The sequence below is a fragment of the Streptomyces sp. NPDC014889 genome (genome assembly GCF_043081205.1).
GTDB lineage: Bacteria > Actinomycetota > Actinomycetes > Streptomycetales > Streptomycetaceae > Streptomyces.
Genome location: NZ_JBIBWH010000007.1, coordinates 114,991 through 137,436, shown reverse-complemented (window position 1 = coordinate 137,436; position 22,446 = coordinate 114,991). Strand labels below are relative to the sequence as shown.

Genomic DNA, 22,446 nt, shown 5'->3' with positions numbered 1-22,446 from the left:
AATCTCGCGACCATGGAGCAGAGGCATCTCGGCCGTACGGGCCTGCGCGTGTCCCGCATCGGCCTCGGCACCCTCACCTGGGGCCGGGACACCGACGAGCACGACGCCGCAGACATGCTGAAGGTGTTCTGGGAGGCGGGCGGCACCCTCGTCGACACGGCGGACGTCTACGGCGACGGACAGGCCGAGTATCTGCTCGGGCGGCTCATGGACGGCCTCGTGCCCCGCCGTGACCTGGTCCTCTCGACCAAGGCGGGCAGCGTGCCGGACCCGGACCGGCGCTTCGACGGCTCCCGCGGCCATCTGCTCGCGGCACTGGACGCCTCCCTCGCCCGCCTCGGCACGGACTACGTCGACGTGTGGCACGTCCACGCCTTCGACCCGCACACGCCGCTGGAGGAGACCCTGCACGCGGTCGACCTCGCCGTCGGCAGCGGCCGGGTGCGTTACGCGGGGGTCTCGAACTTCTGCGGCTGGCAGCTCGCCAAGGCGGCGACCTGGCAGCTCGCGGCGCCCGGCGCCCGGACGCGGCTGGCGAGCACGCAGATGGAGTACTCGCTGCTGCAACGCGGCGTGGAGCGCGAGGTGCTGCCCGCCGCGCTGGACCTGGGCGTCGGTCTGCTGCCGTCCTCGCCGCTGGGCCGGGGCGTGCTGACCGGCAAGTACCGCAACGCGACACCGGCGGACTCGCGGGGCGCCTCGGAGCACCTGGCGCCGTTCGTCGAGCCGTATCTGGACGACACGGCGGGCCGCATCGTGGACGCGGTGTCCACGGCGGCGGACGGGCTGGCGGTGACCCCGCTCGAGGTGGCCCTCGCCTGGGTCCGTGACCGGCCCGGCGTGGCCGCGCCGATCGTCGGCACCCGCAACGCGCAGCAGCTCACGGCGGTGTTGTCAGTGGAGGCGCTTAGTCTTCCTGACGAGATCTGCCGGGCGCTCGACGACGTGTCGGAGCCCGTGCACCGCTATCCCGATCACGACTGGAGCACGCTGTGAGCACGGAGCCGGAGACCACGGAACAGACGGGGCCTGGCACCCCGGACCCCGGGGCGGACGACGGCCTGCGCCACGACGGCCCGGCCGTGGAGGCCGATGCCTCGGTGGCCGGGACGGCCACGGACGACGGCGCCGCCGAGGCCGGGGCGGACTCGGGGACGGGCACCGGTCCGGAGGCGGACGGCGGCCCGGGGGACGACGCCGGCGCGGGCGGCGGCTCGGTGGACGGCGGGCCGGCCGACACGGAAGCGGACAGCGCGGGCGAGGCGAGCGGTGGGGACTCGGGCGCGGCCGACAGGTCCGAGGCCGAGGCCGAGTTGGCGGCTCAGCAGGCCGAGCGGGCGCGGATCGAGCGGCGGAAGGCCGAGCGGAAGGGGCCGATCGAGAGCGGCGGCAAGCTCAGCGGCACCGCGGCCGATCTGCTGGCGGCGGTGCGGGCCGTGGAGAGCGGCGAGAAGCCGACGGCCACGGTGTTCGCCGAGCCCGAGCCCGCACCTCGCCGCCCGGCCCCCGAACCGGCACGGCGGCCGATGACCGAAGCGCCCGAGGCCGCCACCGCGCCCTCCGCGCCCGCGCCGGAGACCGTCCAGGCGGTGCGCCGGGTGCTGGCCCGGGGCGGCGCCCCGGAGACGCTCGCCCCGCAGGTCGTCGCGGTCCTCGGCGAGGGCGAGGAGGAGCGGCTGCACGCCGACCCCTGGCAGCTGCTGCACATCACCGGCGTGCGACCGGAGCAGGCCGACGGATTCGCGCGCGCCCTGCTCGGCGCGGAGTGCGGCCCGGACGACGAGCGCCGCGGCCGGGCCCTCACTGTGTGGCTGCTGGAGCAGGCCGCCCTCGCCGGGCACACGGCCCTGGAGGCCCCGGCCCTGACCGCCGCCCTGGCCCAGCGGGCGGTGCCCGACCCCGAGGCGGCCCTGAACGCCACGCTGGCGGAGGGCGAGGCCCTGGTGTTCCAGGACGCCCTGGAGGACGCCCCGGCCACCGAGGAGGCGGACGAGGACGGCGGGCGCCCAGTGCGCGTCCTCGTCGGCCTCGAGCGGTACGCGCTCGCCGAGGAGAGCCTGGCCGACGGACTCGCCCGCCTGATCAACTCTACGCCGAAGGAAGGCGGTTCGGCTCCGGGCTGGGAGGGGGCCGCCGCCTCCGCGCAGGGCTCGGCCGCCGAGCTGCTCCGCGCCGTCGCCGGGCACGCCCTGGTGCTGCACACCGGCGGGGAGGCGTCCCGCGTGGAGCCCGCGCGGCTGCTGGGCGAGGCGGGGCGTCTCGGGCTGCGCGCCTGGGCCGCCGCCCACAGCCCGCTCGGCCGGGACGGCTTCGGGGAGCTCCTCCGGCGGCTCCCGCAGGCGCAGGAGCCCGCGCAGGAGCCCGCGGCGGCGCCCGCGCCCCCCGTCGCCACGGTGGCCGGACTGCTGTCGGGCGCCGAGGGTCCCGGGCGGGACAAGGAGGGTTCCCTCGCCCTCGACCTCCTCGTCGTGCTCGACGCGCCCCAGCTCGACGTCGAGACGGCGGCCCTGCTGGCCGAGTCGCTGCCGGACGGGGCGCGGCTGGTGCTCGCCGGGGATCCGGCGGTGCTGTGGTCCGTGGGACCGGGACGGGTGTTCGCGGATCTGCTGGCGGCCCGGGTGTGCCCGCAGATCGCCTCGCGCGTGCCGGACCCGGGCCCGCTGGGCGAGCTGGTCTCCGGCGTCGGCGTGGGCGAGCTGAACCAGGTCGCGGCGCCCGGCAAGGAGGTCGTGATCGTCCCCGTGCGGGACGCGGGCGAGGCCGTGCACCGGACCGTGCAGCTCGTCGCCGACTCCGTGCCGCGGGCGATCGGCGTCCCGGCCGAGCAGACCGTGGTGATCACTCCCGGTCACGGCGGCGCGGCCGGCACGCGCGCGCTGAACGCGGCGCTGAAGGAGCGGCTCAACCCGGGTCCCGGCCGCTTCGGCGGTTTCGACCCGGGCGACCGGATCGCCTATTCCCCCGTCCCGGGCCGCACGCTGCCCGGTCATGTGGTGAAGGCCGACGCCGAGGGCCTGCACCTGTCCTGTTCCGGCGCCCGTGTGGTGGTCCCGAAGGAGCGGGTGGAGGCGCTTCTGCGGCACGGGTGGGCGCTGACCGCGCACCAGGCCGTGGGCGCCCGGTGGCCCGCGGTGGTCGTGGTGCTGCCCGGCGACGCGGCACAGGCACTCAGCCGTCCGTGGGTCTACACGGCGTTCAGCAGGGCCGCCCGGCATCTGTCCGTGGTGCACGGCGTGGAGCAGGCGCTCCCCCGGGCCGTCGCCGAGGTCCCGGCCAAGCCTCGTACGACCCGGCTGCCCGCACTGCTCCAGCCTCCGGCGCAGGACCCCCGGACACCGGAGGGGACGGCCGGCTGACCTCCCGGAAGACACGCCTCGGCCGCCGCGGACCCGCCCGGCGCGCGGCCGGGCGGGTCGGCGGCCGCCGGTCCGCCCGCGGCCTCAGCGGTCGTTCGCGTCCAGCGGTTCCAGGTCCTCGTCGTCGAGGGGCGCGTCGAAGTCGTCCTCGTCGAGATCGTCGTCGTCCGGCTCCTCGTCGTCCTCGTCGTCCTCGTCGAAGACCGCGCTGACGTCGAAGCGGCACACGACCCGCTCCGGGTCGACGTGCTCGAAGGGGGCGTCCAGCCAGTCGCCCGGGTCGGCGGGCTGGTCCGCGGCGGTGACCCACAAAGTGGAGTCGCCCTCCTCCAGGCCGAACTCCTTGTGCCGGGAGGCGATCTCGTCGGGTTCGAACTCGCCGAACAGGATGCCGATCGCCCCGTGCACCGTGCCGGAGGCGCCCTCGGCGGTGCCCAGGACGGCGTCGGAGTCCGCGGCCTCCACCCGCTGGGCCTGCGCCAGGAGCCGCTGCGGCTCGGCCACGGCGTAGTCGCGGCGGATCAGCACGCTGATCGCGTTCGGTTCCTCGGGACCCGTGTACGGCGGCAGCGAGTCGTCACCGGGGATCTCGAAGGGCGTGACCTCGTCGTAGCGGTCGTACAGCAGCTCGTCGTACACCTCCGCGGCCGCGGCCAGCTGGTTGAACGCCTCGTAGACGGCCGGGTCTTCGTCCCCCGACCGGCGTTCGACCGCGGCCAGGTGGCGGTCGAGCGCGACCTTGACCGCCTCGGCGGCGGCGCGTACCTCGGCAGCGGTGGGCTGCGCAGCATCAGACATAGTGCAGACGCTATCCGTACCGGGCCCCAGCCCGCACAATAGATGCGATGCCGGAATACGAATTTGTCGACGTGTACGTCCCGCGCGGGGTGTCCCGCAAGGAGACGGCACGTCTGCTGACGGACCACGCCGAGTACGGACACTGGGAGTTGTACCGTCTGAGCCTGCTGCGCGACGGCAGCCGCAGGGTGCGGTTGCGCCGGCGGATCATCCGCCAGGTGCGCGCCACGTGGTGAGCTGAGGCGGCCCGAACGACGGCGGGCCCCGCTCGACGCGAGGCCCGCCTTGTCATGCGCATAGCCGTCGGGCCACCCGGCACTCAGCCGGTGTCGGGCTACCTGGCCGAGGCCCGTGCCCTGCGGTACAGCACGGCACCCGCGAGCAGCGCGCCCGCCCCCACCGGCAGGACGGTGCCCATCGGCAGCTCGCTGCCGGTCTGGGCGAGTTGCGCCCGGCTGTCGGCCACGGCGACGGAGTGCGCGGCCGGCTGGTGCACTCGCGTCGAGCCACCGGGGGTACCGCTGCCGCCACCCGCGGAGGGAGGCGTGGCCGGGGTACTGGGGGTCTCCGGAGTGCCAGGGGTGCCGGGGGTTCCGGGCGTTCCCGGAGTGCCAGGAGTTCCGGGCGTGCCCGGGTGACCCGGGTGACCGGGGTGGCCAGGATGCCCCGGGTGCCCCGGGTGCCTCGGTGTGGGCGGGACCTCCCGGTCGCCGCCCGGAGGCGTGGTGCGGCTCCCGCCGCCGTTGGCGCAGTGGTTGCCCAGCGCCGGGTTGGCCACACCGATCACGTCGACGCTGTTGCCGCAGACGTTGACGGGCACGTCGACCGGCACTTGCACCGTGTTGCCGGAGCCGACACCCGGCGAGCCGCTGGTGCGCCCCTCGGCGTGGGCGCCGCCGTTGTTCCCGCCCGCGCGGCTGCCGCCCTGCTGGACGCAGGTGTTGCCCGCCGCCGGGTTGAGCAGCCCGACGACGTTGATCGTGTTGCCGCAGACGTTCACCGGCACGTGCACCGGAACCTGCACCGTGTTGCCGGACAGCACGCCCGGTGAGCCGGACGCGGCGCCGGACGCGCCCGCGTCGGCGTGGGCGTAGCCGCTCGCCGCGGCGATCACGCCGGTGGCCGCTGCCACCGTCATCAGGCCCTTGCGGGTGACCTGTCGCATGTTGCTGAATCCTTGCCTTCGACCTTCTCGGACCTTCCGGAACGCGCGCTCGCGGCCGTCGGAATTCCGACGTCGCGACCGCGCCGACAAACCGGTCGGCCCCGGAGCGCATGGCGTGCGCTCCGGGGCCGACGGGTTCAGACCCCCCACGGAGTCGATGGAGTCAGACCCTCACGGGGCGGGGCACAACGTCAGTGGTTGGCGCAGGTGTTGCCGAAGGCGGGGTTCAGCAGCCCGATCACCGAGATCGTGTTGCCGCACACGTTCACCGGCACGTGAATGGGCGCCTGAATGACGTTGCCGGAAAGGACGCCCGGGGACTGCACGGCAGCACCCTGGGCGCCCGAGTCGGCGGCGGCCATCCCGGCGCCCGCGAGAACCAGTCCACCGGTGGCGACCGCGGCAGCGACGACCTTCTTGATCATTATTCCTCCTCGTTGACAAAAGCGATCTCATGTTGCTGATCGCATCACCTGTAACGAGGAGGAAGTAATCGGGATACGAGCTTATGGTCGCATTCACTCGTCCCGGTCATTCCCGCACGCGCGGCCGAATACCGGGGTCAAGGCGGTGCTGACGGATCTCAGGACGCGTCGATGAACCGGTCGAGCACGCGCACCCCGAACTTCAGGCCCTCCACCGGCACCCGCTCGTCCACGCCGTGGAACATGCCCGCGAAGTCCAGCTCCGGCGGCAGCTTCAGCGGCGCGAAGCCGAAGCCCCGGATGCCCAGGTCGTCGAAGGACTTGGCGTCGGTGCCGCCGGAGAGCATGTACGGGATGGCCTTCGCGGCCGGGTCCTCGGCCAGCAGCGCGGACTGCATCGCCTCGACCAGGGCCCCGTCGAAGGTGGTCTCGACGGCCTTGTCGCTGTGCACGTCCTCGCGCTTGACCTTCGGCCCCAGGATCCGGTCCAGGTCGGCGAGGAACTCCTCCTCCAATCCGGGCAGGAACCGCCCGTCGACGTGGGCGGTGGCCTCGCCCGGGATGACGTTGACCTTGTAACCGGCGCCGAGCTGCGTGGGGTTGGCGGTGTTGCTCAGGGTCGCGCCGATGAGCTTGGCGATGCCGCCGAGCCTGGCGATCGTGCCGTCCATGTCCTCCGGGTCGAGCTTGGTGCCGAGCGCGTCGCCCAGTTCGTCCAGGAAGGCGCGGGTGGTCTTGGTCACCCGCACCGGGAACCTGTGCCGGCCGAGCCGTGCGACGGCCTCCGACAGCTCGGTGATCGCGTTGTCCCGGTGGATCATCGAGCCGTGCCCCGCGGTGCCGGCCACGGTCAGCTTCATCCAGTGCATGCCCTTCTCGGCCGTCTGGATCAGGTAGAGCCGCCGCTGTTCGCTGACGGTGAAGGAGAACCCGCCGACCTCGCTGATCCCCTCGGTGACCCCCTCGAAGAGGTCCGGGTGCTTGTCCACCAGGTGCCGGGCGCCGTACGTGCCGCCCGCCTCCTCGTCGGCGAGGAAGGCGAGCACGATGTCCCGCGGGGGCCTGCGCCCGCTGCGCAGCCGGTCGCGCACGACCGCCAGCGTCATCGCGTCCATGTCCTTCATGTCGACCGCGCCGCGGCCCCACACGCACCCGTCCGCGACCTCGCCGGAGAAGGGGTGGTGGGTCCAGTCGTCGGCGTTGGCCGGTACGACGTCGGTGTGGCCGTGGATCAGCAGCGCGGGCCGGGAGGGATCCTCGCCCTCGATGCGGGCCACCGTGGAGGCCCGGCCCGGATGCGACTCGAAGATCTTCGGCTCCAGCCCCACCTCGGCGAGCTTCTCGGCGACGTACTCGGCCGCCTTGCGCTCGCCCGGTCCCGAGTGGTCGCCGTAGTTGCTGGTGTCGATCCGGATCAGCTCGCGGCAGAGGTCCACGACCTCGTCCTCGCCGGTGACGCCCCTGGCCGTGCCCGTCTCGCTCACGCTGCTTCCTCCCGCTGTGTGCTGGTGGCCACCCGGTGTGCCGGTGGTCCACTCATCCTCCCCCTCCCCCGCGCCAACCCCAAGAGAGCCTCCCGCCCGGCCCGCCCTCGCGCGAGCCCGCAGGGCAGGCCGGGTGATCGGGCCTGGCCGAAAGCCTGGTAATGTTTCCTTCGTCGCCGCGGGAAGACCCGCACGACAGACACCTCGTCCGGGTGGCGGAATGGCAGACGCGCTAGCTTGAGGTGCTAGTGCCCTTTATCGGGCGTGGGGGTTCAAGTCCCCCCTCGGACACCAGCTGAGACCCCTGTTCATCAGGGGTTTTCTGCTTTCCAGGACTGTGGCGTGACCAACCACGTGACCAACAGCCTGGAGACTCCCCAGGTCAGACCAGGGATGACAGGCCGAGTCGGCCAGCACCGGAGGCGGCCAGTCGGCGCGCTCCGTCCTTACGAGAGTGGCCGTACCGGGCCATGGTGTAGCCCGGCGAGTGGTGCCGGACGTTGGCGGATACCTCTACGGGGTTCTCTCCGGCCTCCAGATCGTTCGTGACCTTGCTGTGCCTCCAGTCGTGAATCCGGAAGTCGTCGGGCAGGTGTAGGCGGTTGCGCAGGGTGCGCCACCGTGCCGAGACCTTCTCAGGGTCCTGCGGGCCGCCAGCCTCGCCCCGGTACAACTTGAAGCCATCACGGGCGAACACAAGGTCATGGTCGACCCAGGCGGAGCCGAGACGTGCACGCTCGGCGTCCTGCCGCTCCTTCTGCCACTTCAGGACGTTCATGACGCTCTGGTCCACGTAGATCAGCGCGTTGTCGTCACCGTCCTTGGTCAGCTTCCGGAGGCGGTAGGTGTTGCCCTCTTCGACCACGACCCAGCCCAGTTCGATGGCTCCCTCTTCCCAGTGGACGAGAGACCACTTCATCCCCAGAGCCTCACTGCGCCGGACGCCGGTAGCGGCGTAGACGGTCCACAGCGGAGCGTCCCGAAGACAGTGATGGGTCAGGCCACCGTCACAGGCCCGGTTCCCGCAGGGCTCCCATACGGTTGCCAGGAAGCGGGCTGTCTGGCCGTCGTCCACGGTGGGGTACTTCTGTTCCTGTGCCCGTATCTCCCGCGCCGTGGGCGGGTGAGCCGTTGCCGCCGGGTTGGCGGGGATCAGCTTGGGCACTGCGGCCCCGAGAGCGCCAGACAGGATGTTGTGGACGTGCCGGATGCTCTTGGCCCCGAGCGGCTTGCCCTTGTTGGTCGGACACGGAGCGGTCTCCAAGAGCCGGTACAGATCATCAAGTGTCTCGTCGGTGACCTCGCACAGCTTCACGCTGCCGATGTGCGGCTTGATGTGTAGACGGATCTTCGTCTCGTACCCAGCCACGGTCGTTCCCTCCTTCCTCAGATTCGACAGCCACTTGTCGAGCCAGTCACCCAGCTTCATGTCCGAGCGGGCCGCGATCTTGCCCGCGTCGTAGTTGCTGTGCCACTCCCGCAGCGCCTTCTCTGCTGCGGTCTTGGTCGGGTACTCCCGACCGATCCAGTAGCGCTCCTTCTTTCCTGTCGCCTTGTTGAAGTGAAGGGGCGTGCGCACACCCCAGGTGTTCGGTCTCCCCTTGCGCGGGATCTCCACCGGAGTCCCCCCGAGACCGTTACCGCGCTTTGCCACGTGAGTGCGATTCCTTCCAGTCGTTGCCCATGAGGTGATCGGTGATCTTGTCGAGGTATTCGCCTGTCGTGATCTCCCTTGCCTTGGCGGTGAGCTGCCCCCCGGCCTTGCCGGGCACGGTGGTCAGCAGGTCCCGCTTCCGGGCCTCTTTCAGGTGGCCTCGGATCGTCTCGGGACGCTTGTGGGTTAGTTCGGCCAGGTGCGCCGTGACGTTGGGCACGGCCCGTGCAACGGCCCGGACGTAGGACTCGGCGAGGAACGCCAGGTAGGCATCCGAGATGCCTTCAGTACCGAGCAGCCACCGCAGCGCCTCTGCCTCGGTGTCCTGTGTGACCTGCTGCTCAGGGTCGGCCGGCCGGGCGGCGCGGAACTGGTCTCCTGCCTTCTTGAAGTCGATCTGTCGCAGCACCGTGGAGGCGACGCCGCCCTGTGTGGTGGCGGGGTCGGCGTTCGGGTGGGGGGTGATCAGTACGCGCATGGGACCGCTGGCCGGGTCGGCGTTGGCGGCCCAGCGCATGAGCACGCGCCACGGCCCTACGTCCTGCGTGATCTCGATGTGTTCAGTCACACCCACACCGTATACCACCCCGGGTTGTCATACCTAGGTTTGACAGCGAGGGTTGGCGAGCGTACTTCTGGAAGTGGGCCGGACAGCAAACGGGCGGAAGCGCAGCCCACCCGCCCGAGAAGGAGCACGCACAATGAAGGTCGATTTCCGCAAGCTCAACGAGGATCTTCCGAAGGAGGTTCAGCGGTTCTACATCGACGGCATCCGCACGGCCGTCCAGGCGGGACAACTCACCCCCGAGGGCGTTGACATCATTTGCGACACGTTTGAAGCGCATCTCAATGCTCTCCAGAAGCGCGCAGGGGTGGTGACTGATTGATCACGTCCAAGCTCATGACCGTTGACGATGTGGCCGACTACCTGAACAAGCCCCGGTCGTGGGTGTACGGGAACTGGAAGGCCGAACGGATCCCGTTCCGGAAAGTGGGGCAGTCCCTCCGATGCCGTCCCACCGACCTTGACCGCTGGCTGGACGAGCAGGGGGCAAACTGATGAAGTTGGCAGCACTTAGCCCCGCAGAGATCGCCCGAGGGGACGCAGACGCCGACGCAGGCCGAGGCGCGTTCCATCACTCCGTACCGGGCTGCAATCCGGCGTTCTGCAACAAGGACCATCAGCGGAATCTCGTTGCGCTCGAAGTGACTTTGGCTGCGGCCGTTCAGAGGGGGTCGGGTGACTGAGGACCCCTTCGACCCTTTCGGCTGGGAGCCTCCCTGGGAGGTGGAGAGATGCAGAGAGGCGGAGGAGCGTTCGTAGGCTGTCACGGCCCCACCACTTCCGCCGGAGCTATGCCAGCCGCCCGAACTGAAGAACTGTGAGAGTCAAAGCCCCCGAGGCCATTCGGGGGCTTTTTGTTTACCGAGAGGACTGCATGACGAGGACGATCCCGCCCACTAGCCAAAAGCGACGGGCCAAGCTGGAGGCGCGAGCGGACGAAATCCTGAATGCGGCGGGAGAGGAGCAGCATGAGGAGTGGCCTCAGCCTTGGCGCAGCAGCGGTGAAACGGAGCACGAGCGTATTGCAGCCGCCCATACGGGAATATTCCCCCTGCATGTCGCAGTCCTTCTCTGCTCCGCACCTTCCTACGAGCCGAAGACTCAAACTCAGGTTTTCTCGGAACTGATGGAAGACGTGCCGGGGGCCGACACGGCGGATGAGGGCATAGACCTCGTAGCCGGGGGCGGCTTCCAACTGTGTGGTAAGGAGCAGCCCAAACGGGAGGTCTGGGAACGATGCCGCTGGCTCGGTTGTGGAGATCCCCTGTACAGCCCTGAGAGGCCCCGAAAGAAGGGAAACCCACGGAAGTATTGCGATGCCCACAAGAAGGCCGCCAGAGCGCGCACAGAGCGCCTGAGAACCAGAGGGATATGGGTGGGCAAGCATCGAAATCTCTCCTACATCGAGGACCATCCGACATCCATCGATTCATGGTGGCGAGGACAACTGGAAGACTCCTACCAGGCGAGCCGGGATCACTGGCTCCCGCTCAACGTGCCGGGCCGGATGTGAGCCTGGCATTTATTCCCTATAGGTGGAGGAGCGATCCTCTGGGGCCATGCACACTCGGCGGTGTGCCTCTGGCACGGCCTAGCGGCCGGGCAGTTCCCAAGTCGTTACGGGGCTCTGCGGATACCTCCCTGTGAGAGGGACAACGTAGAGAAACACTCCTCCCTTGCTTCCTGCTGGTCTCGTTCACAGTGGGGGGTAAGGGGGGCAGTGTCTTCTCTTACGTTGTCCTCTTGTGAGGTTTAAGGGCCGCCCCAAAGCGGCCCTCTTCACTGAAGAATTCTCAGTCAGTAAGTAGAGTTTCAGACCCAGTAGAGGGATAGTCGTTGATCTGACTGACAAGTATTCCTCTGCCATGTACCGGCTTTCTTCACCTCCCAGCCGGCCAGGGCCCCTCTTTTTGCTCTTCTTGTTACTCACTCGAATGCTTGGAGGAATCATGTATGACCCTGAGAAGGGAAAATCTCGACGTCTGATTCTGGGAATCACCGTCAAGGAGCTGGCCGATCGAATCGGGTGCAGCACCCAGGCCGTCTACCAGTGGGAACGTGGCGAGCGTAAGCCGAGCCTGACTACGTTCGTCGTCATCGCTCATCACCTCCGGATTCCGATCGCTTCCCTAGTGGAACAGGCCGGAGGAGACGAGAACGCTGCGCGAGCGATTCAGCTTGCCGAGATTCACCGAATATCCAAGGAGAAGAACGATGAACGATGACCCGATGCGGGCAATGATCCGAGACGAAATCCTGAAGGCGATGCAGGAGGCCAGGCCCGCGCAGTACACCAGAGCTGATCTCGCCCGCATGTCGCCGGAGCAGATTACCGAGGCCCGACGTGCGGGCCATCTTAATGACCTGATGTTCGGCCGTAACTGATATCTGAGGAGTCCCGCATGACCATTACTTACAAGGGATTTGACCTGTCAGCATTCCAGCTCTCAGACGAGACTCTGGAACTGATTCGTAAGCATGACGAGCTGGAGGAACGTCACCGCAAGTACAGACGGGAGAATGCGGACTGTGCTCGCCAGTACATCGATGACCTCCACGGCCGCACTACGCGTGACTACTACGTTCCCGCGTTGCGCAAGGCGGATAGGGAACTCAGGGAGCAGGAGATGCAGGCGGTAGCCGACGGCAGATCGCTTCCCGATCGGGATGAGTATCTGGCCGAGGTCCGTTCCAGGGTCAAGGAGTATGAGCGGGTAGAGCCTGCCCTGGCCCGTGCTGCGGAGCAGGCCGAATCCGCAGTAACAGCGGCCATCGTGAAGGAACTGCCGGAGCTGGCCCGCCAGGGGTTCGAGCAGTCTGAGCGTGCCCTGAAGCAGTACCGGGCCGCGATCGCCAAGGCGGAAACGGCACGCGCCCAGTTGGCGGGCAGTGTCAGCCGCTTTCTGTGGGCCACAACTGCGGGTGAGCTGACGCGGCCGAAGTGGCGCGGCTTCTCTGGGGCGCTCGGGGAAGAGGTGAATTCCTGGCGGACCACATCAGATGGCCGCCTCACCTTCGAGAGCGCGAAGGACCTGGGGCTCATCGATCCGTATCGAGGCAATCTGGCTGAGTGCGACGGCTTCATTGCACCACCCGAGGAAGATGCCGCTTAACAGTGCGCGGTCACATAACAGCCGTTTGACTGTTCCTGATTCTGGATTGGTTCGGGCCCCCGCTGATGGGCGGCGGGGGCCCGGTTTTCCTCACCGCCTGTCGATCACACGGCTCAGCCGGCCGTGACTGTCCGTTTTTCCGGAGGAAGCATGCCGAAAATGCGTAACCCGAACTCACCGCACTCTCGATACAAGGGCCTGGATGTGCTGCCGAACGATCACGGCCTTCCTGTTCCTGACCTACCCTCAGCGCGGGAATGGTCTGAGGCCGAACGCGAGCAATGGCAGCAATGGTGGAGCTGTCCGCAGTCCGCGCGCTGGGATGAGTCCTACGTCCCGACTGTGGCGGTCATGCTGACCTATTACGGCAAGATCCTCGATGGCACTGCCACCCGTGACCACCTGACGGAATACCGGCAGTTGGCTACGTCCCTTGGTCTGACCGCTGACGGCATGAAGCGGCTGGGCTGGGCCTTTGAGGGGGACGAGTGAGCAGACGAGCGGCCAAGGCGGGAGCGGCTGGAGCCCACGACGGTATACACCGGCCCGGTTATGAGTGCCCATGGTCTGAGCCGCAGTGCTCGGCCTGCGCCGAGGAGTTCGCTATTCACATCGGTTGGCAGGCGACCGGAAAGGTGAAGCCCTGGGGCGACGAACTGACGCACCAGCCGAAGAAGTGTTATATGTGCCGCCAGAAGTGAACTGCGGACCCTTCGGGGATTTGATTGGCAAACGCGATCGAAGGACAGCACCCCCGGTGGGTCCTATTCCTTTTCAAATAGGTATTACCCCTGGGGTTATAAACATTTGAGTAATGCGTCAGTTATGTGTCAGTTATCGTTCCGTGATAGGGGTGGGGGAGAATAGAAGCAAGCGGGGAGGCCGTTAGAGAAACGCTCCGGACACCCGCTGAGACTTCCGCCCTACCGAAGGAATGCAGAGCTATGCGTAAAACGGTTCTTGTCCCCGTTACCAAGATGTTCTGTGACGCCCATATCGCTCGCGACGGGTCAGAGGTTGAGGCCACGTCATCGCTGACGCTGGGCAAGGACACGTGGCATCTCTGCCTTGAACATGATGTCTCGTTCGGCAGGTACCTCTGTGACGCGCTGGGCGCTCCTGAGAATGAGGTCACGCCGACTGAGCCTGAGCCCGTGCCGGTTGAGCCTGTGTCGGAGCCGGAGCCGGAAGCGGTTGCCGTGGCGGAGTCTGCTGCCGAGCCTGTTCGGTCCGTAATGATCTGCGGAACGGTGCCCGGTTACGACTGGGAAGACGCGCGGGAAGCGGTTCGTCGCATGGGCTACGAGGTAGTGGGACGGGCGGATGAGAGCACGGTCCTGCTGATCCTGGGCGAGGGTGGCGACCGGAACGCCACCAAGTTGCGCGATGCCGCAGAGCGCGCGATCCCTGTAATGGATGTGCGGAAGCCCGGCCGTTTCCGTGACGCGATTCGAGCCGGTGAACTGATCGGAAACGATCCGCTTCCTGAGCCTGCCAAGGTGGACCGCTCCGGGATGAGTGAGCGGGAGCGGAACCGTGCCGTACGAGCGTGGGCACGGGAGAACGGGTTCACGGTGCCCACGAAGGGACGAATTCCGGCGAACGTGAGGCACGCGTACGAACTGACGCACAAGGAAGCGTCGGAGGGAAAAGGGATAGCGGCCTGAGCGCCGCGCCCACTGTGACGGCCGCTGACTGCGGCCGTCACCCCCGGCCCACTGACCTGAGCGTGTGGAAGAGCGCCAAGGCCTACGGGGCCGAATCCAAGCCTTCCAAGGGCGACTGCACGCCCGGTTCCTGGGTCACCTGGGCCACGCCCAAGGGCAAGCGCCGTACCGGAGTCGTGAGCAACGACCCCCTATCGGTGGCCGGTGTTCGCCGACACGTCCCGATGGACAAGGTGTCCCGCTGTACCACTGTGATCGTTCCGGCGGACGGGGGAGACGCACTTCCCCTGCTGCGGAAGTCAGCCAAGGAACCGAACTTTCAGACCAAGGACGGGGGCCGGTGGCGACCCGTCGTCTCGCTCCGCAACCAAACCAACTCCCAGAAAGCGAAGGCAGCATGAGCACCCCCGATTTCCGCGCGATGAGCGCCGGTCGACTGAGGGAAATGGTGGCCTCCCTTGCTCCCCATGTGGAGTGGTCCCCGGTTGGTTTGCTCGGTGGCCTGCTGTGCGTGTTCTCCGCCATGTTGCCGGAGACCCGAGTTCAGCGCGGTTCCGGTTCCATGCCGCTCATGCTTCACGTCCTGCTGTGCGGCGGCACCGGTGAGGGCAAGGGGCAGTCGTGGGGTGTCGCTGAGTCCATTGCCCGGGACGCCAACCGAACCTTCATGACTGGCAATGTGATTCACGGTGTGGTGGGCGGTGCGGGACTTATTCAGGCCGTGGCTGACTGCGGAGAACACGCCCTGATCATTGATACCGAGTACGCCCGTGTCCTGCGGGCCGGACGCAGACAGGCCAACCTCTCTCAGGTTCTCCGTGATCTGTGGGACGGTGCGCCCGTGGCCACGTCCAGGGCCAAGGATCCCGTCCAGGTGGACGCTCCCCGAGTCGCGATCATGGGGCACATCACGCCGGAGGAGTTTTCGGCAAACCTCTCAGGGACGGACCGAGACGGCGGATCGTACAACAGACTGTTGACCCTGCCCGTCTCTCAGGTCCGCTGGCTGAGCGAGCGGGAGCGCATGCCCACGCACCTGATCCCGGAGGCAGGTGAACTCTTCGCGAGGGCTGTCCGGTTCGGACAACGCGTTGGCACGGTCACCCTGGCCGATGACGCCTACGACGTAGCCGACACGATCCGACAGGACCTGTTGAGCAAGGCCCGTGAGTCGGAAGATCTGAAACCGTTCGCCGCACGATGCAATGAGCAAGTGCGGCGGACCGCCGCTCTGTTCGCGCTCTTTGACCTGCGCCCTGAGATCACCTCTGATGACCTGCACGCAGCGGCATCCCTGGTCACTTACGCCATGAACACCGTGGAGGCCATTGCCACCGGAAGCGGGAGCAAGACCAGGAAGTGTCAGCCTCTCAGCCTTGCGGAGAAGGTCCGGTCCAGGATCGAACTTCATGGCGGATCGGCCACGTCCTCGCAGATACTCCCGTACGTGGGAGCGACGGCCGCTGAGGTCCGAGCACTTCCGGAAGTTGTGGTGACCGTAGAACGGTCAGGCAAGATGGGTCGGCCGGCCACCGTTTTCACACTCCGCGGTGACGATTCCGAGTCCGAGCCAGAACCGGCCTCCCGTTCTTCCGCCCCCATGCCGGCCGCAGCAGAACGGGAAGCGCGGCGGCCCACTGTCGTCCGCCTGGACGCCTACCGTCCGGAACCGAAGCAAGATCCAGAACTGACGACCCGACAAGAGCACTCGGAACCGCTGGATGAGAACCCGTTCCGCGCTCTGCTCTAGCCAACCAGTCAACCCCAAGCGCCCCACTGGGCTTCCTGCAAGACGTGGCACCTCTCCACCCGCCGCACAAGCGCCCCTCACCTCACCTGGTGTAGCAGTGTTTGTCCGCCTTCGCCGCAAAGTAGCCAGACAGAAGGCCTGACCTGCAGGGCCCACACGCATTAGACTTCCCATTCACCACAGTTTGCGCAGGGGGGAGGCGGCATGCCTGACTGGGCGGCGCTTATTGGGACGGCGGCGTCAGGCTTTATTGTCGGGATGACAGCGGCTTGGCGTATCGCTTCAGTAGAAGCCACGAAGATCTGGGTGGAGGATCTTCGTCACCGGTTCCAGGTAAAAAAGGAGGACCGCGAAAAACAAAAGGAAATTAGACACAATCAGCTCGACGAGGAGCATGCGCGAGAACGTGCGCGGAACGAGGAAAAGCGTAAGCGGCGAGGTACGGTACTAAAGGAACTGCAAGCTTCCCTTACTACCGCGAGACAAGCCAGCAACGTATATGTCCATCGTCTCGACATAGACGTGGCAAGGATGATGGGAGACGCGGCCGCCCACGCGCAACTTCAGCGACAATGGCAGGAGTATCTTCAGGTTTTGGCCACCCTAAGGGGGCACCTTACGAAGCTTGCCGTACTTGGCGTTCCTGTCAAATCCGATGCGGACTGGAATGAGCCCACTGAGCACCAAATTAAACAGCTTATTGATCATCTGAGTCAGCAAGCGGAAACATATGCTAGCGGCGGGTAGGCGTCGGCACCATTTCCGTATAGCGGAGTGGCTCTCTGTCGCAGCCGGCCAGCGCGGAGCGTGAACGGGGGCGCGAAACTGTCGTCCGTCTGGACGCTTACCGCCCGGCACCCAAGCAGGCGCGCCCGCGCCCGTGCCGGAGCCGAAGCGGTGGGAACCGTTGGGCGACACGAATCCCTTCCTAGCGCTGCTCTAGCCATAGCAATGGACGCCCCGTCCGGATGGACGGGGCGTTCATTGTTTTGACTACGCGACTTGGCAAGGAGTGAATTCCTGTGGACGAGCTTGACGACCCTGGCGGCGACGATGGCATGACAGCGGAGCTTCAAGATGTACACCCGAAGCCCGCTGCTCATCATGGCTGGGACGTGGTCCCGCTCACGAACGCATGAGGCAGAACTCGTTGCCATCGGGATCCTGCATCGTGATCCAGTCCTCACGCTCGGCCTGAACCGTTGCTCCCAGCGCACGCAGTCGCTTCACCTCTGTGGCCGCATCGGTCGCGCCCAGGTCGAGGTGAACCCGGTTCTTGACCCGTTTGCTCTCCGGCACCAGTTGGAAGAAGATGCGGGGCAGCCTGCCGTCGGTGTGAACGAGCAGGACCGTGGGGTCGTCCTCCGGATCGTTGATGCCCATGGAGCGCAGCCGGGCCAACTCCTCCTCGTCATACGGCGCAATCTCGTAGTCGTCCAGGGCCTGCGCCCAGAACCGGGCGGCCGAAGCCGGATGAGGGCTGTCGAAGACGATGTCCTTGATGGATGCCACAGGACTCCCTTCAGGAACGGATGAACGTCGGAGATGGTGAGCCGTACTGGTGGAGCAACATCCAGGAATCGTAGATCAATTGAGGAAGCTCAGGCGGCGCTGAGTTCGGGGGTGTTCGACGAGGTGACCGCGATCGAAAGGGACACCGGCGCGGACGGGGGCGACGAGGTGGGATGCGTTCACGGCCCGCCACCGTTGCTGCGCGGACCGGGGAAACCTGTGCGATCGTCGACCGCAGAGCCGATCAATCGGACGGCGTGAACGAAGACCACACGCCGAACCACTGCTCGGCGCCCCACGCCTGGAACCGTTCCACCTCGGTGAACCCCAGCTTCGCCGCTAGGCGCATCGAGCTGGCGTTGGCGGTCTGGGTGTAGAGGACCACCGGCTCACCGGGTCGCGCGTCGGCAAACCAGTCGAGTGCCGCTGTGCACGCTTCGGTGGCGTACCCGCGGCCCCACGCCTCCGGCAGGAACAAGTAGCCGAGTTCCGTCTTCCCGGCCTCCAGACGGCGGTTACTCGGACTCTCGGGGGCGTGTGGTTTGAGCTGGACCGTGCCGATCATTGCTCCGTCGAGCTCGACCACGAACCAGCCACGGCGCTGCCCGGGTACCTCGGGCACCGTGCGTTCAAGCTCGGCGCGCGGTTGAGGGCCACCAAGGTAGGCGTTCACCTCTGGCGAGGCGTTCAGCTCGATGACCGCCGCGCGGTCCCGGGCCTCGGACTCGCGGAGTACGAGCCGCGGGGTCTTGATCGGGGCAGGTGGCCAGGCGAGGGGTCTAGGGTCAGCCATGCCAGCCAACCTAGCCAGCAAGCTCGGAAGCGATCAAGACGAGCGGACCGATCAAGCCACCGGCCCGGGCCTCGCCCTCACCTACTTGCCGGGCTCTGCAGGCCACGTCTGTCAGGGACCCGAAGGACCCGCTGGTGTCGAGCGCGTTCAGATCACTTCCGTTCAGTATCACTGCACCTTCCTGCTCAACTAATCTCGGCCGTCGCTGACCGCCGCCGCCTGTACCGGGCGGGAGTCCAGGTCTCCCACAACTGCGGCAGGGCTCTACTCGGCGCGAACGACCATGGCGAACGAGGTCCTGATACGTCGGAAACCGGCGTGACCGGAGCGGCCCGTGTGGCTCATGCACTCCACATCGACGGACGCCGACTCGGTGGAAGGTGTCGCCTTCCACTTGCAGTGCAGGCACTCAGCCTCGAAGGTCACGTCCGTATCCGGGTGCTCGGTGATCCTATGCATCACGTACCGCATGGCCGTTCTGATGCTCACAGCCCACCCCTACGGCTCCGCGCGTTGACCTCAGCGACTCTGCTGCTCAGTCCCTCTGCCCTACTGGTCGGGGCCTTGTAGTCAGGACACTTCAGACTCCCGCACTCGCACCGGGGCCAGCGCAAAGCCGAACTGGGCGCCATGTCGGCACCCTCGGGGCCAGGGTCGCTCTTCTGCACCATGAGCACGCCGTTTACGCCGAATGCACCGGAGAGGCGGGAGAGGAACTGCCGAGCCTCACTGCTGCCCAGACGATCAGCCGCTTCGGTGTCCCACGCCTTGCTCTCGCCCATCGCACCGCACCCTCCCGATCGATCCCGCGTCGATGTGCAGACCGTAGGAAGCAGCCAGTGCCGGGCTCTACAAACTTGCACGAGCTTGCACGCCAATTGGCGTGACCGGTAGCAGTATTGACGCTGTCTCCGCAGTTCAACGAAGCTGATGCAAGTCTGAGCAAGGGCCTAGACCAGGGAGTCAGCCATGGCCGTAGAGTTCGTTGGGATCGACCCCGACACAGACCGGGACCACTGCCCCACCGTATGGGCGGATGCGGAAGCTCAGGAGATCTTGTTGCAGGGATGGAAGCCGAGCCCCGAGACTCAGGCGGAGTGCGAGGCAAGTAGCCCCGCGAACGGCTCGGTGCCCGACAGTGAAGCCATCGTCAGGATTCCGGCCCGGATGATCCCCATGATCAGGGAGGCGTGTGATGCCGTCGAGCGTGCCCAGCTTCGCTGAGCTGCTTGGCCGGTGCGAGCGGTCCGCCGTCCACCTGGAGCTACGTGACTCCTATGCCTCAACGGATCGGTTCGAGGCATGGAAGCAGGGTGAGCGGATCAACTGGGAGGACCGCGAATCCTGGTGGCACCCCTACGATCAGTTGATCACGGATACCGTGGCCCGGGGTGTGTTGATCCGCCGTGCCCGGGTGATCTCCGAGCCGGTATCGGACTACATCCGGTGGGAGCACTACGTCACCCGTGCCAACGTCACGGCGGGTGAGGAAGTGCGGTGGCTGCCACGGCGGCAGGCCACGAGTATCCCTTTGCCGGGGAATGACTTCTGGCTGTTCGATGGTGCGCTGCTCCGGGTGCACCACTTCTCAGGTGACGGCGTGGTGGTGGAGGACGAGCTTACGGCGGACCCGGAAGCCGTGAAGCTGTGCTCCGCCGCCTTCGATGCGGTCTGGGAGCGAGCGATCCCGCACCACCTGTACAAGATCTGACGAAAGCCAGCTCCGTGCCCACACACCCGTCCTCACGCGTTCAGCAGGCCCGCGAAGAGCTGGCCGGCCGTCTGCGCGAGATCCGGAAGGATGCGGGGATCAGCGGGCGGGAGCTGGCCGTCAGGTGCGGCTGGTCAGAGTCGAAGTCGTCCCGTATTGAGAATGCCAAGACCCCTCCCTCTGACGCGGACATTAAGGCGTGGTGCCGGGCCTGTGCCGCTGAGAATCAGGCCGCCGACTTGATCGCGGCTAACAGACAGTCCGCCGATGCTCATGTGCAGTGGAGACGACTCCAGCGGACCGGTCTCCGTCGGTTGCAAGAGTCCACCGGGGATCTGTATCAACAAACAAAGATGTTCCGGGTCTACGTCTCCGACGTGGTCCCCGGATTTCTCCAGACGCCCGGCTACGCCGCTGCCCTGCTGTCGTCCATCGCAGGCTTCCGAGGAACCCCGGACGACGTGAGTGATGCTGTCGCGGCCCGCATGAGGCGTAATGCGGTGCTGAGCAACGGCGCACGCCGGTTCTCGTTCGTACTGGAGGAGTCGGTGTTGCGCTATCGGCTGTGCAGCATCGAGACGATGGCAGCGCAGCTCGGCCATCTGCTCGGAGTTATGGATCTCCAGAACGTCGCCGTAGGAATCGTCCCCTTCTCGGCGCAACGGACCATGTGGCCCATGCCCACCTTCACGATCTTCGACGACGCCAGGGTGCACGCGGACACGCTGGACGCTGCCGCCACCCTCACCCAGCCCAGCCAGGTCGAGCTGTACGCCCGAGCCTTTGAGCAGCTTTCGCGGGGGGCCGTGAGGGGAGCTGCGGCACGTTCCCTGATAGCGGGTGCGCTGGCATTCCTGGACTGAGGCAGCCTGGTTCTCGAACGATTGGCCACGTGACCAACGCATGACCAACAGCGGCCAGGAACGGGCAGAAACAGCAGGTGAGCATGACCAACCCTCGCAGCCTCGAAGGGCGCTGAGAGGGTGTGTTTTCGCAGGTCAGCTAGCTAATGGGCTGGTGCCCGAGTGGAGAGTTCAAGTCCCCCCTCGGACACCATCGGAAACGGTGTCGACCGCTGGTCGGTCGACACCGTTTTCGCGTTCCCACCGCACGCCGCACACCGCGGCTCGCACCGCACAGCGGCCCCGGGCTACACGTGCGCCGCCGCCATGTGGTCCGTGAACCAGTCCCTGGCCAGTTCGGTCACCGTCTCCAGGGCGCCGGGCTCCTCGAAGAGATGGGTGGCGCCGGGGACGACGCTGAGGCGGCTCTCGCAGCGCAGGAGGGACTGCGCCTCGCGATTGAGGTCGAGGACCATGTCGTCGGCGCCGCCGACGATCAGCAGGGTGGGGGCGGTCACCTCCGGCAGGCGCGGCCCGGCCAGGTCGGGACGGCCGCCCCGGGAGACCACGGCGGCGATGCCGGCGCCGGGTTCCGCGGCGGCCCTGAGCGCCGCTGCCGCTCCGGTGCTGGCGCCGAAGTAGCCGACTGCCTGGCGTTCGGTGCCGGGCCGGCCGCGCAGCCAGTCGGTGGCGGCGGTGAGCCGGGCGGCCAGCAGCGTGGTGTCGAACACGTTGGCCCGTTCCCGCGCCTCCTCCTCGGTGAGCAGGTCGAACAGCAGGGTCCCGAGGCCGGCCCGGTTCAGGCCTTCGGCGACGAACCGGTTCCGCGGGCTGTGCCGTCCGCTGCCGCTGCCGTGGGCGAAGACCACGATGCCCAGGGCGCCGGGGGGCAGGGTCAGGTGGCCGCCGAGCCGCACGGCGCCGGCCGCCACCTCGACCTCGCGGTCGACGGGGACACCGTGGGCGGGGCCCGCCGCCCGGCGGAGGCAGGCGACCACGTCCTCGTCGTCGAGCTGGGCGAAGTCGGCGTAGAACTGGCCGACCGCGAAGAAGTCCGGCGGGGTGTCCAGGCACACCAGCTCGTCCGCCTCGCCGCGGAGCCGGTGCGTCCAGTCCGGCGGTGCGACGGGGACGGCCAGCACGGTCCGCGCGGCCCCGCGGGCGCGTACCGTCCGGCAGGCCGCGCGTGCGGTCGAGCCGGTGGCCACGCCGTCGTCGACGACCACGACGGTCCGGCCCGCGACGGCGACCGGTGGCCGTTCGCCCCGGTAGCGCGCGGCACGCCGGTCCAGCTCGCGGCGTTCGCGCTCCTCGACGCGCGCGAGGTCCCCGGGCGCGACGCGCACCTCGCGCAGCACGTCCTCGCCGAGGACGCGTACGCCGTCCTCGCCGATCGCCCCCATGGCCAGCTCCGGGTGGGAGGGGACGCCCAGTTTCCGTACCAGGCACACGTCCAGCGGGGCGCCGAGGGCGTTCGCGACGGTCTCGGCCACGGGGACGCCGCCCCTGGGCAGGCCGAGGACGACGACGTCCTGGCCGGCGAGGTGGTGCAGGCGGGCGGCCAGTCGCCGTCCCGCGTCGAGACGGTCTGTGAAGAGCACCGTGCCGCTC

Annotated in this window: 25 protein-coding genes and 1 tRNA gene; 17 read left to right on the top strand and 9 right to left on the bottom strand. The window is 67.6% G+C overall.

All coding sequences use genetic code 11. The annotated features are described in order from the left end of the window. Positions 1 to 12: 12 nt before the first annotated feature. Both ACF09J_RS15650 and ACF09J_RS15645 read left to right on the top strand, forming a co-directional pair. The gene (locus tag ACF09J_RS15650; protein WP_392305965.1) at positions 13 to 996 is read left to right on the top strand and encodes an aldo/keto reductase; all 984 of its coding nucleotides are present in this window, start codon (positions 13 to 15) and stop codon (positions 994 to 996) included. After that, positions 993 to 3,356 (top strand): helix-hairpin-helix domain-containing protein, encoded by a 2,364-nt coding sequence (locus ACF09J_RS15645; protein WP_392305964.1) that lies wholly within the window; start codon positions 993 to 995, stop codon positions 3,354 to 3,356. Before ACF09J_RS15650 ends, ACF09J_RS15645 begins: the two co-directional genes overlap by 4 nt. 84 nt (positions 3,357 to 3,440) lie before the next feature. Here ACF09J_RS15645 and ACF09J_RS15640 read toward each other — a convergent pair whose 3' ends face one another. Continuing rightward, the gene (locus ACF09J_RS15640; RefSeq protein ID WP_392305963.1) at positions 3,441 to 4,154 is read right to left on the bottom strand and encodes a hypothetical protein; all 714 of its coding nucleotides are present in this window, start codon (positions 4,152 to 4,154) and stop codon (positions 3,441 to 3,443) included. Between the two features lie 47 nt (positions 4,155 to 4,201). Between ACF09J_RS15640 and ACF09J_RS15635 the strand changes: the two genes are divergently transcribed. Further along, positions 4,202 to 4,390, top strand: a complete 189-nt coding sequence (locus ACF09J_RS15635) for a DUF5703 family protein (protein ID WP_030244084.1) — start codon at positions 4,202 to 4,204, stop codon at positions 4,388 to 4,390. Between the two features lie 98 nt (positions 4,391 to 4,488). Here the strand turns inward: ACF09J_RS15635 and ACF09J_RS15630 are convergent, their stop codons facing one another. The 3 genes from ACF09J_RS15630 to ACF09J_RS15620 form a co-directional block, all read right to left on the bottom strand. Then, positions 4,489 to 5,319, bottom strand: a complete 831-nt coding sequence (locus ACF09J_RS15630; RefSeq protein WP_392305962.1) for a chaplin — start codon at positions 5,317 to 5,319, stop codon at positions 4,489 to 4,491. A gap of 191 nt (positions 5,320 to 5,510) precedes the next feature. Further along, the gene (gene chpH / locus ACF09J_RS15625) at positions 5,511 to 5,744 is read right to left on the bottom strand and encodes a chaplin ChpH (RefSeq protein ID WP_392305961.1); all 234 of its coding nucleotides are present in this window, start codon (positions 5,742 to 5,744) and stop codon (positions 5,511 to 5,513) included. 158 nt (positions 5,745 to 5,902) lie between these two features. Continuing rightward, positions 5,903 to 7,228 (bottom strand): M20/M25/M40 family metallo-hydrolase, encoded by a 1,326-nt coding sequence (locus ACF09J_RS15620; RefSeq protein ID WP_392305960.1) that lies wholly within the window; start codon positions 7,226 to 7,228, stop codon positions 5,903 to 5,905. A 206-nt stretch (positions 7,229 to 7,434) separates the two neighbouring features. Here ACF09J_RS15620 and ACF09J_RS15615 point away from each other — a divergent pair. Continuing rightward, positions 7,435 to 7,522: transfer RNA gene (locus ACF09J_RS15615), tRNA-Leu, on the top strand. A gap of 88 nt (positions 7,523 to 7,610) precedes the next feature. Here the strand turns inward: ACF09J_RS15615 and ACF09J_RS15610 are convergent. Then, the gene (locus tag ACF09J_RS15610; protein ID WP_392305959.1) at positions 7,611 to 8,882 is read right to left on the bottom strand and encodes a tyrosine-type recombinase/integrase; all 1,272 of its coding nucleotides are present in this window, start codon (positions 8,880 to 8,882) and stop codon (positions 7,611 to 7,613) included. After that, on the bottom strand, positions 8,866 to 9,450 hold the full coding sequence (locus ACF09J_RS15605; RefSeq protein ID WP_392305958.1) for a hypothetical protein: 585 nt from the start codon (positions 9,448 to 9,450) through the stop codon (positions 8,866 to 8,868). Before ACF09J_RS15605 ends, ACF09J_RS15610 begins: the two co-directional genes overlap by 17 nt. A 133-nt stretch (positions 9,451 to 9,583) precedes the next feature. Here ACF09J_RS15605 and ACF09J_RS15600 point away from each other — a divergent pair, with 133 nt between their 5' ends. The 10 genes from ACF09J_RS15600 to ACF09J_RS15555 all read left to right on the top strand — a co-directional run bounded on the left by ACF09J_RS15600 (position 9,584) and on the right by ACF09J_RS15555 (position 16,724). Beyond that, positions 9,584 to 9,769: a hypothetical protein gene (locus ACF09J_RS15600; RefSeq protein ID WP_392305957.1), complete on the top strand. Its 186-nt coding sequence runs from the start codon at positions 9,584 to 9,586 to the stop codon at positions 9,767 to 9,769. Positions 9,770 to 9,783: 14 nt separating this feature from the next. Next, the gene (locus ACF09J_RS15595) at positions 9,784 to 9,942 is read left to right on the top strand and encodes a helix-turn-helix domain-containing protein (RefSeq protein WP_392305956.1); all 159 of its coding nucleotides are present in this window, start codon (positions 9,784 to 9,786) and stop codon (positions 9,940 to 9,942) included. Positions 9,943 to 10,321: 379 nt separating this feature from the next. Next, positions 10,322 to 10,960 (top strand): hypothetical protein, encoded by a 639-nt coding sequence (locus ACF09J_RS15590; RefSeq protein ID WP_392305955.1) that lies wholly within the window; start codon positions 10,322 to 10,324, stop codon positions 10,958 to 10,960. A 436-nt stretch (positions 10,961 to 11,396) separates the two neighbouring features. Then, complete coding sequence (locus ACF09J_RS15585) at positions 11,397 to 11,672, top strand: helix-turn-helix domain-containing protein (RefSeq protein WP_392305954.1); 276 nt, start codon at positions 11,397 to 11,399, stop codon at positions 11,670 to 11,672. Continuing rightward, the gene (locus tag ACF09J_RS15580; protein WP_392305953.1) at positions 11,662 to 11,832 is read left to right on the top strand and encodes a hypothetical protein; all 171 of its coding nucleotides are present in this window, start codon (positions 11,662 to 11,664) and stop codon (positions 11,830 to 11,832) included. The genes ACF09J_RS15585 and ACF09J_RS15580 overlap by 11 nt, the downstream gene beginning before the upstream one ends. A 17-nt stretch (positions 11,833 to 11,849) precedes the next feature. After that, positions 11,850 to 12,560 (top strand): hypothetical protein, encoded by a 711-nt coding sequence (locus ACF09J_RS15575; protein ID WP_392305952.1) that lies wholly within the window; start codon positions 11,850 to 11,852, stop codon positions 12,558 to 12,560. Between the two features lie 150 nt (positions 12,561 to 12,710). After that, positions 12,711 to 13,052 carry a hypothetical protein gene (locus tag ACF09J_RS15570; protein ID WP_392305951.1) on the top strand — a complete coding sequence of 114 codons (342 nt, stop codon included), beginning with the start codon at positions 12,711 to 12,713 and terminating at the stop codon, positions 13,050 to 13,052. Positions 13,053 to 13,504: 452 nt separating this feature from the next. After that, a complete protein-coding gene (locus ACF09J_RS15565; protein WP_392305950.1) occupies positions 13,505 to 14,227 on the top strand; it encodes a histone-like nucleoid-structuring protein Lsr2 in 723 nt (240 codons plus the stop codon). A gap of 397 nt (positions 14,228 to 14,624) precedes the next feature. Continuing rightward, positions 14,625 to 15,977: a DUF3987 domain-containing protein gene (locus ACF09J_RS15560; RefSeq protein WP_392305949.1), complete on the top strand. Its 1,353-nt coding sequence runs from the start codon at positions 14,625 to 14,627 to the stop codon at positions 15,975 to 15,977. 204 nt (positions 15,978 to 16,181) lie between these two features. Further along, positions 16,182 to 16,724 carry a hypothetical protein gene (locus ACF09J_RS15555; RefSeq protein ID WP_392305948.1) on the top strand — a complete coding sequence of 181 codons (543 nt, stop codon included), beginning with the start codon at positions 16,182 to 16,184 and terminating at the stop codon, positions 16,722 to 16,724. 378 nt (positions 16,725 to 17,102) lie between these two features. On the opposite strand, the gene ACF09J_RS15550 is transcribed toward ACF09J_RS15555, so the two are convergent. Further along, positions 17,103 to 17,489, bottom strand: a complete 387-nt coding sequence (locus ACF09J_RS15550; protein WP_392305947.1) for a VOC family protein — start codon at positions 17,487 to 17,489, stop codon at positions 17,103 to 17,105. Positions 17,490 to 17,733: 244 nt separating this feature from the next. Continuing rightward, positions 17,734 to 18,282 (bottom strand): GNAT family N-acetyltransferase, encoded by a 549-nt coding sequence (locus ACF09J_RS15545; RefSeq protein WP_392305946.1) that lies wholly within the window; start codon positions 18,280 to 18,282, stop codon positions 17,734 to 17,736. A gap of 969 nt (positions 18,283 to 19,251) precedes the next feature. Here ACF09J_RS15545 and ACF09J_RS15540 point away from each other — a divergent pair. The 3 genes from ACF09J_RS15540 to ACF09J_RS15530 are packed head-to-tail and all read left to right on the top strand — an operon-like array spanning position 19,252 to position 20,856. After that, entirely contained in the window at positions 19,252 to 19,506 is a 255-nt protein-coding gene (locus tag ACF09J_RS15540) for a hypothetical protein (RefSeq protein WP_161249543.1), read from the top strand. Beyond that, entirely contained in the window at positions 19,478 to 19,993 is a 516-nt protein-coding gene (locus ACF09J_RS15535; RefSeq protein ID WP_392305945.1) for a DUF6879 family protein, read from the top strand. Before ACF09J_RS15540 ends, ACF09J_RS15535 begins: the two co-directional genes overlap by 29 nt. A 14-nt stretch (positions 19,994 to 20,007) precedes the next feature. Next, positions 20,008 to 20,856, top strand: coding sequence for a helix-turn-helix domain-containing protein (locus ACF09J_RS15530; RefSeq protein ID WP_392305944.1), 849 nt, complete (start codon positions 20,008 to 20,010; stop codon positions 20,854 to 20,856). Positions 20,857 to 21,143: 287 nt separating this feature from the next. Here ACF09J_RS15530 and ACF09J_RS15525 read toward each other — a convergent pair whose 3' ends face one another. Next, a complete protein-coding gene (locus ACF09J_RS15525; protein ID WP_392305943.1) occupies positions 21,144 to 22,436 on the bottom strand; it encodes a phosphoribosyltransferase family protein in 1,293 nt (430 codons plus the stop codon). Positions 22,437 to 22,446 lie beyond the last annotated feature (10 nt).